This is a genomic window from Pseudooceanicola sp. NS-SX8 (genome assembly GCF_057380755.1).
The window spans coordinates 4,909,650-4,926,900 of record NZ_CM170819.1; the positions used below are offsets into that span (position 1 = coordinate 4,909,650).

16 protein-coding genes are annotated in these 17,251 nt (G+C 69.1%); 7 read left to right on the forward strand and 9 right to left on the reverse strand.

The window, feature by feature from the left end; all coding sequences use genetic code 11:
• Nucleotides 1–50: 50 nt before the first annotated feature.
• The 4 genes from AC2IR1_RS22545 to AC2IR1_RS22560 form a co-directional block, all read right to left on the reverse strand.
• Nucleotides 51–866 carry a DUF1217 domain-containing protein gene (locus AC2IR1_RS22545; protein ID WP_486474215.1) on the reverse strand — a complete coding sequence of 272 codons (816 nt, stop codon included), beginning with the start codon at nucleotides 864–866 and terminating at the stop codon, nucleotides 51–53.
• Nucleotides 866–1,270 (reverse strand): flagellar biosynthesis repressor FlbT, encoded by a 405-nt coding sequence (flbT, locus tag AC2IR1_RS22550; RefSeq protein WP_486474216.1) that lies wholly within the window; start codon nucleotides 1,268–1,270, stop codon nucleotides 866–868. Before flbT ends, AC2IR1_RS22545 begins: the two co-directional genes overlap by 1 nt.
• Nucleotides 1,267–1,647 carry a flagellar biosynthesis regulator FlaF gene (gene flaF, locus AC2IR1_RS22555; RefSeq protein ID WP_486474217.1) on the reverse strand — a complete coding sequence of 127 codons (381 nt, stop codon included), beginning with the start codon at nucleotides 1,645–1,647 and terminating at the stop codon, nucleotides 1,267–1,269. The genes flbT and flaF overlap by 4 nt, the downstream gene beginning before the upstream one ends.
• Before the next feature lie 79 nt (nucleotides 1,648–1,726).
• Complete coding sequence (locus tag AC2IR1_RS22560) at nucleotides 1,727–3,016, reverse strand: flagellin N-terminal helical domain-containing protein (protein ID WP_486474218.1); 1,290 nt, start codon at nucleotides 3,014–3,016, stop codon at nucleotides 1,727–1,729.
• 550 nt (nucleotides 3,017–3,566) lie between these two features.
• On the opposite strand from AC2IR1_RS22560, the gene AC2IR1_RS22565 reads away from it, so the two are divergent.
• The gene (locus AC2IR1_RS22565) at nucleotides 3,567–4,958 is read left to right on the forward strand and encodes an MFS transporter (protein WP_486474219.1); all 1,392 of its coding nucleotides are present in this window, start codon (nucleotides 3,567–3,569) and stop codon (nucleotides 4,956–4,958) included.
• Between the two features lie 287 nt (nucleotides 4,959–5,245).
• On the opposite strand, the gene AC2IR1_RS22570 is transcribed toward AC2IR1_RS22565, so the two are convergent.
• Nucleotides 5,246–5,605 (reverse strand): hypothetical protein, encoded by a 360-nt coding sequence (locus AC2IR1_RS22570; RefSeq protein WP_486474220.1) that lies wholly within the window; start codon nucleotides 5,603–5,605, stop codon nucleotides 5,246–5,248.
• Nucleotides 5,602–5,835 carry a rod-binding protein gene (locus AC2IR1_RS22575; protein ID WP_486476456.1) on the reverse strand — a complete coding sequence of 78 codons (234 nt, stop codon included), beginning with the start codon at nucleotides 5,833–5,835 and terminating at the stop codon, nucleotides 5,602–5,604. The genes AC2IR1_RS22570 and AC2IR1_RS22575 overlap by 4 nt, the downstream gene beginning before the upstream one ends.
• A gap of 179 nt (nucleotides 5,836–6,014) precedes the next feature.
• Between AC2IR1_RS22575 and AC2IR1_RS22580 the strand changes: the two genes are divergently transcribed.
• From AC2IR1_RS22580 to AC2IR1_RS22590, 3 genes are all read left to right on the forward strand, one after another.
• Complete coding sequence (locus tag AC2IR1_RS22580; RefSeq protein ID WP_486474221.1) at nucleotides 6,015–8,816, forward strand: flagellar hook-length control protein FliK; 2,802 nt, start codon at nucleotides 6,015–6,017, stop codon at nucleotides 8,814–8,816.
• Between the two features lie 27 nt (nucleotides 8,817–8,843).
• Nucleotides 8,844–9,530 carry a flagellar hook capping FlgD N-terminal domain-containing protein gene (locus AC2IR1_RS22585; protein WP_486474222.1) on the forward strand — a complete coding sequence of 229 codons (687 nt, stop codon included), beginning with the start codon at nucleotides 8,844–8,846 and terminating at the stop codon, nucleotides 9,528–9,530.
• 131 nt (nucleotides 9,531–9,661) lie between these two features.
• Nucleotides 9,662–10,594, forward strand: a complete 933-nt coding sequence (locus tag AC2IR1_RS22590; RefSeq protein ID WP_486474223.1) for a phosphotransferase family protein — start codon at nucleotides 9,662–9,664, stop codon at nucleotides 10,592–10,594.
• Nucleotides 10,595–10,696: 102 nt separating this feature from the next.
• Here AC2IR1_RS22590 and ubiB read toward each other — a convergent pair whose 3' ends face one another.
• Together ubiB and ubiE are read right to left on the reverse strand one after the other, a co-directional pair.
• Nucleotides 10,697–12,229 carry a 2-polyprenylphenol 6-hydroxylase gene (gene ubiB, locus AC2IR1_RS22595; RefSeq protein ID WP_486474224.1) on the reverse strand — a complete coding sequence of 511 codons (1,533 nt, stop codon included), beginning with the start codon at nucleotides 12,227–12,229 and terminating at the stop codon, nucleotides 10,697–10,699.
• Between the two features lie 2 nt (nucleotides 12,230–12,231).
• Nucleotides 12,232–12,972, reverse strand: coding sequence for a bifunctional demethylmenaquinone methyltransferase/2-methoxy-6-polyprenyl-1,4-benzoquinol methylase UbiE (gene ubiE / locus AC2IR1_RS22600; protein WP_486474225.1), 741 nt, complete (start codon nucleotides 12,970–12,972; stop codon nucleotides 12,232–12,234).
• Between the two features lie 168 nt (nucleotides 12,973–13,140).
• Between ubiE and mutM the strand changes: the two genes are divergently transcribed.
• Both mutM and AC2IR1_RS22610 read left to right on the forward strand, forming a co-directional pair.
• Nucleotides 13,141–13,992, forward strand: a complete 852-nt coding sequence (mutM, locus tag AC2IR1_RS22605) for a bifunctional DNA-formamidopyrimidine glycosylase/DNA-(apurinic or apyrimidinic site) lyase (protein ID WP_486474226.1) — start codon at nucleotides 13,141–13,143, stop codon at nucleotides 13,990–13,992.
• Between the two features lie 66 nt (nucleotides 13,993–14,058).
• Nucleotides 14,059–14,835 carry an enoyl-CoA hydratase gene (locus tag AC2IR1_RS22610; protein WP_486474227.1) on the forward strand — a complete coding sequence of 259 codons (777 nt, stop codon included), beginning with the start codon at nucleotides 14,059–14,061 and terminating at the stop codon, nucleotides 14,833–14,835.
• 109 nt (nucleotides 14,836–14,944) lie between these two features.
• Here the strand turns inward: AC2IR1_RS22610 and AC2IR1_RS22615 are convergent, their stop codons facing one another.
• The gene (locus AC2IR1_RS22615) at nucleotides 14,945–16,108 is read right to left on the reverse strand and encodes an NAD(P)/FAD-dependent oxidoreductase (protein WP_486474228.1); all 1,164 of its coding nucleotides are present in this window, start codon (nucleotides 16,106–16,108) and stop codon (nucleotides 14,945–14,947) included.
• 454 nt (nucleotides 16,109–16,562) lie between these two features.
• Here AC2IR1_RS22615 and rpsT point away from each other — a divergent pair, with 454 nt between their 5' ends.
• Nucleotides 16,563–16,826, forward strand: a complete 264-nt coding sequence (gene rpsT / locus AC2IR1_RS22620; RefSeq protein ID WP_486474229.1) for a 30S ribosomal protein S20 — start codon at nucleotides 16,563–16,565, stop codon at nucleotides 16,824–16,826.
• Nucleotides 16,827–17,251 lie beyond the last annotated feature (425 nt).

Consider the following 17,251-nt stretch of genomic DNA (forward strand, 5'->3'; position numbering starts at 1 on the left):
CATGATCACGGCAGGGAGTGCAGGCAAGCTTCGAGCCAGCAGGCCCCGGTTCAGCCCTCTCGCAGGCTCTTCATGAAGGTCAGCGTGTTCGACAGCAGGGTCTGGGCGATCATGCCCGAACTGGTCGTCGTGAAATCTGACAGCTGTTCTCTCAGCAGGTAGGTCTTCACCAGCTTGTCGCGCAGCTCCTCATCGTTGAACTCCGCCGGGTCGTCGGTCCCCAGAAGCTTTTCCGACCGCTCCTTGAACACCACCAACTGCTGTTCGATGTCGATCTGGCCAAAGCTGGTGGGCAGGCCAAAGGCGGTTTCGAACACCTGGCGCAGGGGTTCGTTGCCCATGATCCGATACCACTTTGTGTTGATCGAACTGTCGTCGGTCGCGAAATCCTCCAGCACGCGCTTGGCGTTCAGGGCCAGGCGCATCGACTCGTCCTGATCCCCCACCGCGATCTCGAATTCCTGGCGCCGGTACTTTGCCGTGATATCGGAACCGAACGTGGAAATCTTGGTCGAAGGGGTCCCCCGGTCGAAACCGAAAGCCTCCGCCAGGTCCTTGTACCGGCTGTCGGAGAGCTTGTTGGCAAGCGCATCCTCTTCCAGCGTGCCCTCCTCCAGCACCTTCTTGATGAAATAGGTGTTGTTGATGTCATCCTGCAGGCCGAAGGCGCCCAGCGCGACGCGCATCAGGCGCCGGTCCTTCACCAGGTCCTCCGCCGTTTCGACCGCACCGATGTTCTCCTCGAAATAGGCGGTATCCCGGGTCAGCAGGGGCGACTTGTCGAAACTCTCCTTCTGCGTCTCGTAGGTCCGTTCCAGGAAGGCCCAGCCGGAATAGCCGGTGTAGGGCAGGATGGGGGTGAACATCAGTTCGGCCTCGCATTCAGCAGGCGATCCTCCCGGGGCAGAAGCCCGCGCAGCGCCTTCAGGCACTGGTAATACTGGTCGCCCAGCACCGCGTCGGTCGCCATGGCCAGCAACTTGCGGCTGTCGGGGTCGGTCAGGATCTGGCTCAGCTCCTCGATCCGGCGCAGCAGCTGGTGACGGGTCTCCTCCGCCGAGGCATCGCCCGTCAGCACCAGTTGGGCGGCGTAGCAGACGCGGCGCACCGGCGTCGTCGCTTCCTCCGGATGGATGGCATCGCGCAGGCGCAGGATGTTGACGTTGGGCGTGACGATGTTCAGCCGCGACCGGCGATCGCCGTTCTCGATCACCGCGCCGTTGATCAGCACCCGCTCCTTCGGGGACAGTTTCAGAACCAGCCCGGTCATTTCGGTGCCCCTCCGGCGCGCAACCCGCGCATGATGGCGGTGTTGACCTCAATCAGTGGGCGCAATTCGGCCTTGTCGTTCAAGACCTTGCGGCTGTGGGCAAAGGTGAACTCCGCCAGGTAAAAGATCTGCGCCCGCAGGGCCTGCGGCAGGCTGTTGCCTTCGCCCGCCACGTCGGCGGCCAGGATCGTCCAAAGCTGACGGTTGTCCTGCACGGCGCGGGCCAGTTCGGGAAAATGCGCCTTCCGGTCACGCCGCGCGGCGGCGACAAGGCGATGGGTGACGCGCGCGAAGACCTCGTATTCGACACCGCGCGGCGTGCGCGTGGAACTCGAGGCCTGGCCGTAGGCGCGCAGGGCTTGGGAATGAGCAGTCACGGCGGAACCTTCCAGTCAGAGGTGGTCTTTCAGGCGGTCGTCAGGGGCACGTCATGCGCCCCCGACAGTCGCGATCCTCTTAGCGGAAGAGCGACAGCAGGGTCTGCGGCGCCTGGTTGGCGATCGACATCGCCTGAACCGCCAGCTGCTGCTGCACCTGAAGCGCCTGCAGCTGGGCAGATGCTTCTTCCATGTTGGCGTCGACCAGGGTGCCGATGCCGGCCTTCAGGCTGTCCACCAGGGTGGAGATGAAGTCCGACTGGGTCTCGATCCGGCCCTGGACGGAACCGAAGGAGGCCGCCGCGTCGATCGAGGTCTGGATCAGGTCCTCGATGTCGGTCAGCGCCGCTTCGACACCCGCGTCGGTCGTCACGTCGATATCCGCCACGGCTTCCAGGCCGCCACCGATGGTCGTGTCGTCCGGATCGTATTCGGACACGGCAACCGAGAAGTTGTTGCCCGTGGTCGTGTCACCGGTGAAGGTGATCGTGCCCGCCGACGCGTCATAGGTCGCCGCAACGGTGCCCAGGGTATCGCCCATGGCGTCTGCCACGTAGGTGTTGAACGCCTTGGCCAGGCCTTCGACCACATCCGCCTCGGTATCGCCATCGCGCGCGACATACTTGATGTCGTTGATGGTGGAGGTGTTCACGCCCGAGGCATAGTCACCGGCACCGGCCGAAATCGCGATGGAGAAGCCCGCACCGGCCTCGACCGCGTCGACGGTCACGGTGGTGGTGGGCGCCGTGGCGGCACCGGTCAGGGCCGTCGCGGTGGAGTCGGCGGTGCCCGACAGGTTGTTCGACGCCGCTGCGATGATCGAGGCAGAGGTGTCGATCTCGGACGCATCGGTGCCGAGGTCCTGCTTGGTCACCGCGATCTGGCTGACGCTGACGCCGGTGGAGGAGCGATCGAGCGAGGCAAGCACGTTCACCGTGCCGGAACCCGCTTCGGCTTCCTTGTTCGACAGCAGGTTCAGGCCGTTGAACTGCGCGGCCGAAACCGTTGCGCCGATCTGGTCGGCCAGGGCGTCGATGTCGGTCTGGATCTTGTCACGGTCGACGTTCTCTTCCTGCGCCGCGACGATCTTTTCCTTCATCTGGGTCAGCAGCTCGTTCACCGTTTCGGAGGCAGAGCGTGCGACGGCGACGGTGGATTCACCCAGACCCAGGGATTCGGAGATCCCCTTGAAGCCGGCGACGTCGGATTCCATGACCTTCGAGATAGCCCAGACGGCGGAGTTGTCCTTGGCGCTCGCCACCTTCTTGCCGGTGGAGATATTGCCCTGGACGTCGGTCAGGCTCTTGTTCACCTGGCTCAGGGTCTGGAGTGCGACCATTGCACTGGTATTCGTCAGAATGCTGGACATGCATTTTTCCTTTGGTCGGTAGGCGCTTTACGCCCGTTAAACATCCCGCCCCCCACGGGACGGATCGAATGTCATTCTGACGCCTGCAGGTTCCGGGCTTTCCCGACCCTGCGCCACCCTTGCGGATGCGAAGGGCAACATGCGCCCGAGTTGCTAATGGAAACCTAAACGGGCCGAAGGCTTTGCCCGGTATTTGAGGCAAATCCGGCAGCAAGGCCCCGGAAGGGCCGCACCCCTGCCGCCGCGCCGCCCGGATCGTCCCCAGGTCACCCCGGCGCCCTCTCCGCCCCTCCGCGATCCTGCCCGGCAGGCCGAAGGTGCCCCGGGCGCCCGGCCTGACCTTGGGCACGACCTTGGGCACGACCTTGGCCCCGGGCGCATTGCCGGAGTGAGCCCGGACAGCTTCCGGACAGGTTCCAGACAGGCCCGCAACGCGCCGTCCTGCCGTGCCCTCCACCGCAGTTACGGAACTGGAACGGAGCCGGGAGGAGGGGCAATTGCGCCGGGGGCGCATTCCTGATCTTTTCGCCGCGACTGCAACGGATCCCTCATGCCCCTCTTCTCTTCGCCCCGCCCAGACCGCATCGCAGATGGCAGCCCTGACGGCATCGCCGCGCCCCGCATTCCGGTTACCGTCTGGTTGCTGGGGCTGGTCAGCCTGCTGATGGATATCTCGTCAGAGATGATCAACGCCCTCCTTCCGCTCTACCTGGCCGGGGGCCTGGGCGCGCCGGTGCTGGCGATCGGTCTTCTCGAAGGGCTGTCGGTGGCCATCGCCACGGGGACGAAGTTCCTTTCGGGCCTGCTGTCGGATCTCGGCCGGCGGTCCAAGCCGCTGGCGGTGGCGGGCTACGGGCTGGCGGCGCTGTCGCGGCTGATCTTCCCCTGGGCCGCCAGCCTGGACATGATCGTGCTGGCCCGCGCGATGGACCGCGTCGGCAAGGGGATTCGCGGCGCCCCGCGCGATGCCATCCTGGCGGCGGCCAGCCCGCCGTCGCTGCGCGGTGCCGCCTTCGGGTTGCGCAAGTCGCTCGACAGCCTGGGCGGTTTCCTCGGGCCGCTGATCGCCGTGGCCGCGATGATCGCGCTGGCGGGCGACATCCCCGCCGTGTTCTGGCTGGCCACGATTCCCGCCGGGCTCTGCCTGCTGGTGCTGGTGGTCTGCGTCCGCGACCCGCAGGATACCCACGCCACCGGACAGGCCCGCTCCGCGCCGTTCCGCCTGGCCGATGCGCTGCGCCTCGACCTGGCGACCTGGGGCGTGATCGGCATCGCCGCGGTCATCATGCTCGCCCGTTTCAGCGAGGCTTTCGTCCTGCTCAAGGCGGTAGAGGCCGGGATGGCCCCGGCCTGGGTGCCGCTCTCGCTCGTGATCATGCACGCCGCTTATGGCGCCGCCGCCTATCCCGTCGGCCGCCTGTCGGATCGCGTGGGGCCAACCGGTCTGCTGATCGGCAGCCTGGGTTTTCTGTGCCTTGCCCATCTGGGTCTGGGGCTGGCCACGACGGTGCCGTCCTACCTGCTGGGCACGGTGCTCTGGGGGCTGCACATGGGGTTTTCCCAGGGCCTTCTGGGCGCAATGATCGCCGGGGCGGCCCCCGAACGGCTGCGCGGAAGCGCCTTCGGCACCTTCAACCTGGTGACCGGGGTCGTCGTCCTTCTGGGCAATACCGCCGCCGGCTGGCTGTGGCAAAGCCATGGTTCCGCCGCGCCCTTCCTTGTCGGCGCCGCGCTGTCTCTCGGCGCGATGGCCCTGCTGGCGCTCTGGCACCGCGCCCGGTCGCGCCCGGATCGGACCGCCTCCCCGGTTCGGGCCGCCTCCCCGGTTCGGGCCGCCTCCCCGGATCACACGGATCACACGGATCACACGGATCACACGGATCATTCCGAACCTCGGGACCAGCCTGACCGCAAGCCCCGCACCGCCCCCAAGGTTCCCTAGCCCGGCGTCGGCAGGCTCTATCCAGTCCGCCCCCTGTCGCGAAAACACAGGCCACGCCCCGCAGAAAAGCCCCCCGCCGAAAAGCCCCGACAAACGGCCCGGGAAAGGCCATCGGACAGCGCCGCCCGACAACACCGCCCGACAGGCCCATCAAACCGCCCGGTCAGGGTCAGCCAACCCGGTCACGCGGGCCTTCACCCCGCTCGCTGATGCCTCCGCCGGTTCCGGCCTCCCACACCGGCTGTCCCGGCGATTGCACAGGCATTCAAACCGGCGCCCGGCGGGGTTCAGGCGCGCTTTTCCAGCCGGTTGTCGTGCTGCTGCACCAGTGCCGACTTGCGCCCCTGGCTGTCGTAGGTTTCGAGCGTGCGGCGGATCTTGCGCAGGGTGGAAAACCGGTTGGCCACCGTGCGAATGCCCCGCAGCGCCCCGTCCAGCAGCACCTGGTTGCGCTGCGCCTTGCCCCTCAGGGGCCGCAACGCGCCTTCCTCCAGCCCGTCCAGCGCCGTCAGCCGGTCGATCAGCGCCTCCTTCCGCTCCAGCAGCGGCGCCAGTTCCTCCAGCTGGCCGGTCATGAGCGCATCACGCTCCCGCTCCAGCAGAAGGTCCAGTTCGTCGATCAGTTCCTGGTGGGGGTCCTTTGTCATCGCTCTCTCTCCAGCAAGGATTGGTACAGGCTTTCTGCCAGGCCGATTCCCCCGGCCCGGACCATCGCCTCCGCCTGCATGTCGCGCAGGAAGGAGGCGAATTGCTCTTCGCCCGCGCCGCCGCCGAAAACCTCCGGCGTGCGGCCCAGGCCACTGGCCTTCAGCATTTCCGACAGGAATCCCGCTTCCAGCTGGCGGGCGGCCTCCCACAGCTCCGGCGCGCGGCGCATGGGCGGCGCGGGCAGGGCAGTGGTCCGGGGCGCCCCGGCAGCGGCGGGGGGAATCGACTCGGTCACGGGACAGGCTCCAATTTGATCCAGTTTCCCGGAAAATGGGGGGAGACCGGTAAAGATGCGGTAACCGCCTTCGGGTCAGGATGCGCGTCGACGGAAGAAATCCGGAGAGACAGATGACCATCTCGCACCTGCCCGCAGCCGCAATGCCGGCCGCCCCCCTTGCTGCCCCGCTGCCGGGGACGCACCCCGGGGCGTCCCCGGCCCCCGGCCCCGAGGGAGAGGCCTTCGAACGGGTCTTCACCCGCCTCACCGCCCCGCGTGGCGACGGCCAGGGCACCCGTGCCGACCAGCGCCCCACGGGGGAAAGCACCGCCGAGGCCGATACCACGGAGGATGCCGGTTCCGAAACCGCAGAAGCCGCGGAAGACACGGCAGACACGCCCCCCGACGCCGGGACCGATAGGGATGACGGCACGACCAGCCGGGCCGACATCGCACCCGGGGCAGAGCGCAGAGCCAGCCCCGTCAGCCGGACCGAAACGGGCCCGAACACCGCAGCAACCCCGAACCCGATCGCAGGCCAGATCGCAGGCCCCGACACTGGCCCCGACACGGAGGCAGCCCCCGGGCGCGCCCCGGGCGTCGACACCCCCCAGAACAGCGGCACCGCCGCCCCCTCCGGCACCGACCCTGCCCCCTTTGCCCACAGGCCCACGCCGGGCGGGGCTTCCGCAACCATGACCCGATCCACCTCCAGATCCATGGACGGCCCCACGGACCGGAACACCGCCCCCACGGCAGGGCAATCCGCCAGCCTGTCCGCGCGCCCTTCGCGCGCCGATGGACAGCCCGCCCGCGCGCAGCAGCCCGGCGCCGAAATCACCACCCGTCCCGCGACGGCGTCGATGGGCCCCGCCGCCCCCCTCGACGCGTCCCGCACTGACGCGCGGCCCGGCGGCACGCGGGGCGAGGGGGGCGAAGGCACCTCTCCGCTGCAGGCCAGCCAGCGCCGCCTGCCGCCTGCCCCGGCGGCACCTTCCAGCGCGCCCCAGACCGGAGTGCACCAGACGGAATCCAGCCAAACCGGACCCGGCAAGGCAGAGAGCCCTCCACCCCGCGCCCGCGCCACCACGGCACAGCCGGGCGCCCTTTCCCCGTCGGCGGAGCAACGGACCGACCCGCCCCGGTCCCGCCCATCCGATGCAGCCCAACCCGTCCTCCGCACCACGCCCGCAGGGCCTGCGGGCAAGGGGCCAACCGGCGCGGGCCTGCCTGATGCGACGACCGGGGAAACGGCGACCGCCGGGGACAAGTCCCTGACTTTCCGGCACAGGGCGCCAGGCCCGCAACCCGCCCCGACCGCCCCCGCAGGGCGCCAGGGCGCGGCCCCCTCCGGCGTGACCGATGGCAGGCAGGCCGCACCGCTGACTACCGCAGCTGACACCTCTCGCCAGGCATCGCCCTCCAGGGCAGCCCTGCCCCCCGCCCCGCCGCCAACCGCGACCACAACCGCCGGCCAAACCACAGCCAAATCCACAGCCAAATCCACCGGCCAAACAAAAGCACCCCGCGCAGATGCAACGCCGGGAGCCCGGCTGACACAGGCCCAGTCCGGGGTCCCGCAACAGGCCCTCGCCTCGTCAGGATCTGCGACCCCGGCGCCCTCCGCCGTGACGGCTCAGCCCACCGGCGAAGCCGCAGAAAGGGCCGGACAAGGGATCGCGGCCCCATCGGCCCGCCCCGCCGTCGCAGGCCCCCCGCCAGGCCACCCGTCAGACCACCTGTCGGGCCAGGGCACGGTGATCCGGCAAGCAGGCCAGCCCGGCAGCACGGGCGGCGCAGCGGCCACGACTGCCACGGGTAACGCACAGGCGACCTCCGGTCCTTCCGCCCCGGAAACCCGCCGCGCGGGGATCTCCGCCACGGCCCGCGACCCGCTGGGGGCGGGGAGCGTGGCACCCCCGACCACCCGGGCTGCAGGCGCCGCCACCACGCCCGTACCCCCCTCTGGCCCCGCGCTGCCCGCCACACCGGGTGCCTCGGCGCCGCTGTCCCAACCTGTCCCTGCGCAGGCCACGCCCCCTGCGGTCGCCGCGCCTCAGGCCCAGGCGCCGATGCAAACATCGGTTACGGCCCCAATCTCGGCCCCGGCTCCGGCCCAAACCCTGTCCGGCTTCCGCAGCAGCCGCGCCACCGCCCCTGCCCGGGGCGAAGGGCCGGGCTTTGCCTCCCGTCGCAAGGCCACGGCAGATGCCCCGCTGCCAGACCGCATCCCTGCCACCGCCGAAGCCACCCGCCGGGCGCCCGCCGTGCAGGCCAAGGCGCCAACGGCCGGCCCCTCCCCCAACCCCGGTCCGGCCTTCGGCCCGGATCCCTCCCTCCTCCCGCCGGGGGAAGGCACCGCGACCTTCGCCTCCATCCGGGGCGATGCGGCGCTCTCCGATCCTTCCCTGGGGCTGTCCCCGGATGCCCCCGCCCCGGTCAGCGCGGCCTCCGCCCCGCAAGCGCAGCCGCCCCATGGGCAGGCCCGAAGCGAGCTCGCCCGGCAGGTCACCGCCCAGATCGTCAGCCGCACCGCCGAAGCCCCGACCGAGATCCAGCTCGATCCGCAGGAACTGGGCCGCGTCACCCTGCGGCTGGCCACGGACGACACCGGCGTCACCCTGCACCTGACCGCCGAACGCCCCGAAACGTCGGAGCTGATGCGCCGCCACGTCGCCCTGCTGGAACAAAGCTACCGCGCGCTCGGCTATGAGCGGGTGGAGATCGCGATCAACGGCCGACAGGCCGGTGGCACCGGTGGTTTCGGCAGCGGGCTGGCCGATCAGCAGGCCCCGCAGGACGGCGCCGATCCGGCCCGCAGCGATGCCGACACAGGCCAGGCCGCGACCGGCGATCCCGCCCGCACCGCCCTGACGCCCACCCCCGGCAGCGCCCCCGCCACCCTGCAAGACAAGATCGACATCCGGCTCTGACCGGCCCCCCCTGACCCAGAGGTTCCCATGACCGACGTCACCTCCGCCACCAGCACCGTCACCACGGCCACCACCAGCACCGCCAGCAGCAGTTCCGTCGACAGCACGGCGCAGCCGATGATTTCCTCCGATTTCGAAACCTTCCTCGAAATGCTCTCCACCCAGCTGCAGAACCAGGACCCGCTGAATCCGGTCAAGTCCGAAGACTTCGCGGTGCAGCTCGCCACCTTTTCCTCCGTCGAACAGCAGGTGCTTACGAATACCCTGCTGGAAACCCTGATCGGCCAGTCCGTCAGCTCCGCCATGTCCGACCTGGCCGATTGGGTGGGGCTCGACGCGCGCTCCCTCGCGCCCGGGGTCTGGCAGGGGGATCCGATCTCGATCTCCCCCAACCCGCTGACCAGCGCCGATACCGCGATCCTCGTGGTCCGCAACAGCGCCGGCACCACCGTCTACGAGGGGGAGGTTCCCGTTTCCGCCGATACGATCATCTGGGACGGCACCGGCACGGATGGCGCGACCCTGCCCTACGGCAGCTATACCTTCGAGCTGGAGAATTACGCGGAGGGAGAGCTTCTCGCGACGGACCAGCTCGAAAGCTACGCCCGCATCGCCGAAGCCCGCCTGGTGGATGGCGCCACCGTCCTGGTCACCGCGGCAGGCGACCTGATCCCCTCCGACATGGTGACCGGCCTGCGCCAGCCCGAAGACTGATGCCGCAAACTGGCGCCGAAGTCTGGTGCCGAAATCTGATGGGGCGTCTTTATTGACCCGTCAGTCAACGGACCACTTGCCGCCTGCGTCACCTTTGCCCTAGGCTCGGGTTCCGAAGCGGAAGGGACATCATGGAAGACAGCCCGCACCTGCGGCAGGCGCTCTGCCGGGAGCTCGCCTCCCGGCTGCCCGATCCCCCGGATCCGGCGCACTGGCGCCGCCTGACCGGCGGGCGCAGCAACCTGTGCTGGCTGCTGCCCGACACCCGCCTGTCCCTGCGCGGTGGCGACAGGGACAGTGTCGTGCTGAAACTCTACCGCAGCGCGGCGGCCAGCCCGCTCTTTCCCAACACCCCCCTGGCGGAGCTTTCCTGCCTCGCGGCCCTGGCGCCCTTTGCCCTGGCGCCCCAGGTCCTGGCGGCCTGGCAGGGACAGGCGGGGCATTGCATCGCCTATCGCCACCTGCCCGGCCCGCCCTGGCACCAGGACGTGACCCAGGTGGCCGGGCTGCTGCGCCGGCTGCACGACCTGCCCCTGCCCGTCACCCTGCAGGGCCTGCGCCCCGTGTCCTGCACCACCGACAGCCTGGCGGCAGAGATCCGCGCGACCGCCACCGCCCTGCCGCCGGAGCTGGGCAATGGCCTGCTCGACCGGCTGGCCCGGATGCCCCTGCCAGAGGTGCCGCCGCCCGCCCCGGCGCCCTGCCTGCTGCACGGCGACCCGGTGCCGGGCAATATCGTGATGACCCCGGAGGGCGCCCGGCTGATCGACTGGCAATGCCCGGGGCTGGGCGATCCCTGCCACGACCTGTCGATCTTCCTGTCCCCGGCGATGGCGCATCTCTACCTCGGGCGGCAGCTGTCGCTGGCGGAACGGCGGGAATTCCTGTCGGCCTATGGCGCGCCCGCCGTGGCACGGCGGCTCCTGGCCCTCGCGCCGCTGCTGCACCTGCGCATGGCCGCCTATTGCCTGGCCCGCGCGGCCACCGGCCCCCTCGCCGGGCAAAACGCAGACCAGGAAGCCGCTCGCCTGGAACTGGCCGCGATCGACCGCGCGGCGGCCTGATCCCGCCCGACCCTCAGGAAACGAAAAGGCCGGCCCCAGGGGGACCGGCCGAAACACAGATGTCGGATCCGGGGTGCCGCATCAGGGCACCCGCAATGCGCCTCAGAACAGGCAGGCCCCCAGTGCCACCAGCGCGGCGCCCAGGGCCGTGCCACCCAGCCCCCACAGCAGCCGCGACAGGACCGCCGGGCGCGGCTTTGCCTCTGCGCCGTGGATCTGCCGGCTCAGGATCTCGTCCACCATGTCGGGCAGGCGCGGCCCGTAGCGGCCCAGCACCTTCACCGTGCGGGTCAGGTCGGTCAGCATGGCGCGCGGGCCGATGCTCTTCTCGATGTATTCCTGCACCACCGGCTTTGCCGTGTCCCAGATGTTGATCGAGGGGTTCAGCGACCGCGCCACGCCCTCGACCACCACCATGGTGCGCTGCAACAGGATCAGCTCCGTCCGGGTTTCCATGCCGAAACGCTCCGTCACCTCGAAGAGGTAGTTCAGCAGCCGCCCCATGGAAATCCGCGTGGCATCCATGCCGAAGATCGGCTCGCCCACGGCGCGCAGGGCACGGGCAAACTCATCCACGTCGCGGTCGGCGGGCACGTAGCCCGCTTCGAAGTGCACCCGGGCGACGCGGTGGTAATCGCGCTTGATGAAGCCATAGAGGATCTCGGCGTAGACCCGGCGGGTGTATTCGTCGATATGCCCCATGATGCCGAAATCATAGGCCAGCAGCGTGCCGTCCGCGGCCACCTTCAGGTTGCCGTGGTGCATGTCGCCGTGGAAGTAGCCGTCGCGCAGCGCATGCTTCAGGAACAGCGACAGCACCCGCTCGCCCAGCTCGGCCCGGTCGATGCCCGCGGCGTCGATCGCCTCCGGCTCGCCCAGCGGGATGCCCTCGACCCAGCCCATGGTCATGACCCGGCGGCCCGAATGGAACCAGTCCACCTTCGGCAGTTCGAACCCCTCGTCGCCCTCGGTATTGGCGGCGTATTCGCTGGCGGCGGCGGCTTCCAGCCGCAGGTCCAGCTCTGCCCGGACAACGCCGTCGAAATGCACGATCACGTCCGACGGGCGCAGCCGGCGGGAAAACGGCGCCAGGGTCTCGATCAGCCAGGCGGCGAAGTAGAAGGCGTCCACATCCTTGCGGAAGGCCTTCTCGATGCCGGGGCGCAGGATCTTCACCGCCACTTCCTCGCCGGTCTCGGCCAGCCGCGCCTTGTGCACCTGCGCGATGGAGGCCGCGGCGATCGGCTCGCTGAACTCGCTGAAAAGCTCCGTCGCGGGGTGGCCCAGCTCCGCCTCGACCGACTGCATCGCGACATCGCGAGAGAAGGGCGGCAGCTTGTCCTGCAGCACGCGCAGCTGCTGCGCCAGGTCGGGGCCCACCACGTCGGGCCGGGTCGACAGGATCTGGCCGAACTTGATGTAGGCCGGGCCCAGCGCCGACAGGGCGCGCGGCAGCGGCGGCTGCGCCGGGTCGCCCTTCAGGCCGAGGAACTGGAACGGCCAGCCCAGCACGCGCGCGGCAATGCGCAGCACGGGCGGCGCCTCGTAGGCGTCCAGCAGCAGCTTCATCGCCCCGGTGCGTTCGAAGGTGGCGCCGGTCCGGATCAGGCGCCAGATATTGTGCGGTCCGCGCATGCTTACAGTTTCCACCCCGAATGCAGGCAGGCGATGCCCAGCGACAGGTTGCGGTACTTGGCATTCTCGAACCCGGCGGCGCGCACCATGCCCAGGAAGGTCTCCTGGTCGGGGAACTTGCGGATCGATTCCACCAGGTACTGGTAGCTGTCGCGGTCATCCGCGATGATCTTGCCCATCACCGGGATGCAGTTGAAACTGTAGCGGTCATAGGCCCATTGCAGCGCCGGGGTGGGGATCTGGCTGAATTCCAGCACCATCAGCCGGCCGCCGGGTTTCAGCACGCGGTAGGCCTCGTTCAGGGCATCCTGCGGGCGGGTGACGTTCCGGATGCCGAAGGAAATGGTGTAGGTGTCGAAGGTGTTGTCCTCGAAGGGCAGCGCCATGGCGTCCCCCACCACCCAGTCCAGGCTTTCGGCCATGCTCGCCGCCTCGGCCCGCTTGCGGCCCTCGACCAGCATCGGCTCGGTCAGGTCCAGCACGGTGGCATGGCCGTGGCCCGCCCGTTTCAGGTAGCGGAAGGAGATGTCGCCGGTGCCGCCCGCGACGTCCAGCAGGGTCGTGCCCGGGCGTGGCGCCAGCCAGTCCATCATCGCATCCTTCCAGATCCGGTGGATGCCCAGCGACATGGCGTCGTTCATCACGTCGTACTTGGAGGCGACCGAACCGAAGACGCCCTTCACCCGGCCCGCCTTTTCGGATTCGGGGATCTCGGTGAAGCCGAAATGCGTGGTCTTTTCCATCGTCTCGTCCTGCCTTATCTGTCTACCTCTCCTTATAGGGCGAACCGGGGCCGCTGCAATGCGACCCGCGCGCATGTGAGGGGCCGCGGGATGGGGGGCCAGCCCCCCTTGAGCCGTGCCGGCTCAATTCCCCCCGGAGTATTTCCGGCCATCGAATAGGAGGGGCGCATGCCCGAATTGCCAGAGGTAGAGACGGTCCGGGCGGGCCTTGCCCCCGCGATGGAGGGCGCGGTGATCATCAAGGCCTCGGTCAACCGCCCCGACTTGCGCTGGCCCTTCCCCGAAAGGATGGCCGAACGGCTGACCGGGCGGCGCGTGCTGCAGCTGCGACGGCGGTCCAAGTACATCCTGGCCGATCTCGACAGCGGCGAAAGCCTGCTGATCCATCTCGGCATGTCGGGGCGGATGACCGTTTCGGGGGATCCGCTGGGCCGTTTCGTGCACGAACACCCGGCGGCGCAGAAGCATGACCACGTGATCTTCGACATGGAGAGCGGCGCCCGGGTGACCTTCAACGATCCCCGCCGCTTCGGCGCCATGGACCTGCTGACGACCGCCACGGCCGAAAGCCACCCCCTGCTGGCCAGCCTCGGCCCCGAACCCCTGGGCAACAGCTTCGACGGCGAGTACCTCGCCGCCGCGCTGAAACCGCGCCGCAGCCCGATCAAGGCCGCGCTGCTGGACCAGAAGGTCGTCGCGGGCCTGGGCAACATCTACGTCTGCGAGGCACTTTTCCGTGCGCGCCTCTCCCCCGTGCGACGCTGTGACCGGATTGCCACGGACCGGCTGGGAGCGCTCGCGCCCATCATCCGCGAGGTCCTGCAGGAGGCGATCGCCGCCGGGGGCTCCTCCTTGAAGGATTTTCGCCAGGCAGACGGCGAATTGGGCTATTTTCAGCACAATTTCGACGTTTACGGTAGGGAAGGCGCGCCCTGCCGCACCCCCGGCTGCGGGCATACGATTCGACGGATCGTGCAATCCGGGCGCTCCAGCTTCTACTGCCCGCAATGTCAAAGATAGCTTGATCAGCAGGGCCAACCTGTTAGGGAATCGGGCTCATATCTCAGCAACAGGGACACTCACCCCATGGCTTACGAGACGATCATCGTCGAGATCGAGGACCACATCGCGCTGGTGAAACTGAACCGGCCGGACGCGATGAACGCGCTCAACGACGTCCTCCTGGGCGAGCTGGCAGAGGCGCTCTGTGCCGCGCAACGCGATCCCAAGGTCCGCTGCATCGTCGTCACCGGGACCGAGAAATTCTTCGCCGCCGGTGCGGATATCAAGATGATGGCCGAAAAGAGCTTCGTCGACGTCTACTCCGAAGACCTGTTTTCCGCGGCCACGGGCACCATCGCCCGCATCCGCAAGCCGATCATCGCGGCCGTGTCGGGCTATGCACTCGGCGGGGGCTGCGAACTGGCCATGATGTGCGATTTCATCATCGCCGGCGACAATGCCAAGTTCGGCCAGCCGGAGATCAACCTGGGCGTCATGGCCGGCATGGGCGGCAGCCAGCGGCTGGCCCGCGCCGTGGGCAAGGCCAAGGCGATGGACATGAACCTGACCGGGCGCTTCATGGATGCCGAGGAGGCGGAGCGCGCCGGCCTCGTCTCCCGCGTTGTGCCCTGCAAGAAGCTGATGGAAACGGCCATGGGCGCCGCGACCAAGATCGCCGAGAAGAGCATGATCTCCGTCATGGCGGTGAAGGAAGCCGTCAACCGGGCGGAGGAAACGACCCTGGCCGAAGGCCTGCTGTTCGAAAAGCGCCTGTTCCTGTCGATGTTCGCGACCGAGGACCAGAAGGAGGGCATGACCGCCTTCCTCGAAAAGCGCGAACCCCAGTTCCGCGACCGCTGACCCCCCCGCGCCGGGCCCGTAGGGTGGGGTTCACCCCACCTTCCCGGCCCCTCCCCGGCCACCTTCGCGGCGCCCCCTCCCGGCACCCCTTCCCAACCCTCCCCCCCCATCACCCCCGCGCCGCAAACCGGCCCGGCGCCAGCCGGTCCGCCGCCACGGCCAGGCTGTCCAGCGCCGGGTCCGCCGGGCTGCCCATGATGCGCGCCGCGGCCAGCCCTGCCAGCGCGGGGGAGGTCTGTATCCCCGTCGCCCCCTGGCCCGCCAGCCAGAAGAACCCCGCCCGTTCCGGGTCGAAACCGCAGACCGGCAGCCGGTCCGGGGCATAGCTGCGCAGCCCGGCCCAGCTGCGCCGCACGGCCTTCACGGGCAGGTCGAAACAGGCGCCGATCCGGTCCAGGCACAGGGTCACGTCCAGCGCTTCGGGCCGTGGGCCCTCGGGCGTCAGCTCCGGCGCGACCTCGGTTTCATCGGCCGGTGACAGCAGCAGGCGCCGCCCCTCGGGCTTCAGGTAGAAATGCAGGTCGGTGTCGGCGATCAGCGGCATTTCCGCCAGGCTCCGCGCCACGCCGGGCGGCAGCGGATCGGTCGCCAGTTCCAGCACCGTGCGGCGCAGGCTGCGCAGGCCCAGCGGGGCGCATCCGGCCATCCGGCCCAGCCGCTCCGCCCAGGCCCCGGCGGCATTGACCACGATCGGGGCCTCGAACCGGCCCCGGGTCGTTTCCACCTGCCAGACGCCGCCGGGCAGGCGCCGCAACGCCGTCACCCCGGCATCGCAGATCACCTGCCCCTCCTGCCGGGCCAGCCGGCGACAGTGCAGATCGACCAGGCGCGGCACATGCAGATCCCGCGCGCCATCCTCCAGCAGGGCGCCCACGGCATAGCCCCGGCGCAGCATCGGCACCTCGCGTTCCAGGTCCGCCACCTCCAGCCGCCGCAGCGTGCCGTCGTCGGGCACCGCACGGCCGACCCGGTCCAGCAGCCGCAGCTGGTCTTCCCGCGCCAGCAGCAAAAGCCCGCGCGGCCCGGTCAGGGGGGCGCCGTCGACCTCCTCGTGCCGGGCGTCGAAGAACGGGCGGGATGCCTCGACCAGCTGACGCAGCTCCGGTCGCGGGTGCAGCAGGCGCAGCAGGCCGGTGGCATGGCCCGTCGCATGGCCCGCCGGGCGCGCCGCGCGGTCCAGCACCAGCACCCGCGCGCCTTCGGCCAGCGCGCTGGCAACGGACAGGCCCACGATGCCCGCGCCCACGATGATCACGTCGACTGTCTTTGCCATTTCTCCGGATCCGGCTGTCGGATCGGCCGCCACGCGTCCCCGGGCGGCCTGCGTGGCTCCATAAGCGAATCCATTCGTTAACGAATGGTAAATTCCGTCCCCCCGAAACGGGCCCGAAGGGGCCCCGGCCGCGCTCCCACCAACTTTCCCATCAACTTTCCCACCAGGGTGCCCCGCCCGGCCCGGGCCTTCCGCACAGCCTGTCACCCGGGTGTTGACTCCCCTGCGAAAGCAGCCTATCAGCCCGGCTTCAGAATACATCGCACCTCTTCGAGGTCGTACAGTGTCGTGAGGCCGCATTGCGCCGGAGTACGCGGGGGAAAACGCCCCCGTAACCTGCCACGGGACTGTTTCTGCCTGGCAGGTTTTTTGTTTCGGGGCCCGGCCCCGGACGACCGGCCCCGGCGACGGCACCGAAGCGACCACGAAACCGCAGACCGGAAAGACCGATACCATGGCAAATTCGCCGCAGTCCAAGAAACGCGCACGTCAGATCGAAACCCGCACCGCCGTCAACAAGGCGCGCCGTTCGCGGATCCGCACCTTCCTGCGCAAGGTGGAAGAGGCAATCGCCTCCGGCGACAAGGAAGCCGCCACCGCAGCCCTGAAAGCCGTCCAGCCCGAGCTGATGCGCGGCGTGACCAAGGGCGTCTACCACAAGAACACCGCCTCCCGGAAAATGTCCCGCCTCGCAGCTCGCGTGAAGGCCATTTCCTGAGCAGGTTCCGGCCGGTTCGCGGACCCCGCCCGGGACCCGCGACCGACCACGCGAAAGCAATGAAACAAAGGGCGTGACCCCGGTCGCGCCCTTTGCCGTCCCGGCCTGTCCGGAACGGGTTCAGGCCGTCCTGCAACACCTTTCGCGATTCCTTCCGAGTCGTTCGGAGTCAAGCGCGTTGTGCTGTTGCGGTGGCCGCGACGAAGTTGATAGCGTCTAGCATGCGAGTCACATATCGCCTTGGGGGGGACCTTGCTGTCCCGATGACAGGGGCTGCTGACTGACACCTGCCGTCCGAAACTGCTGTCGGACACGCTCCCGGTTGTCAGTCATGTCCAGGTTAAGAAAATTGAAACGGCCCGATGCTGCGGGGGATCCCTCTCGGCACCGGATGCGTTTCGCGATCCGCTCCGGTTCACCGGAAA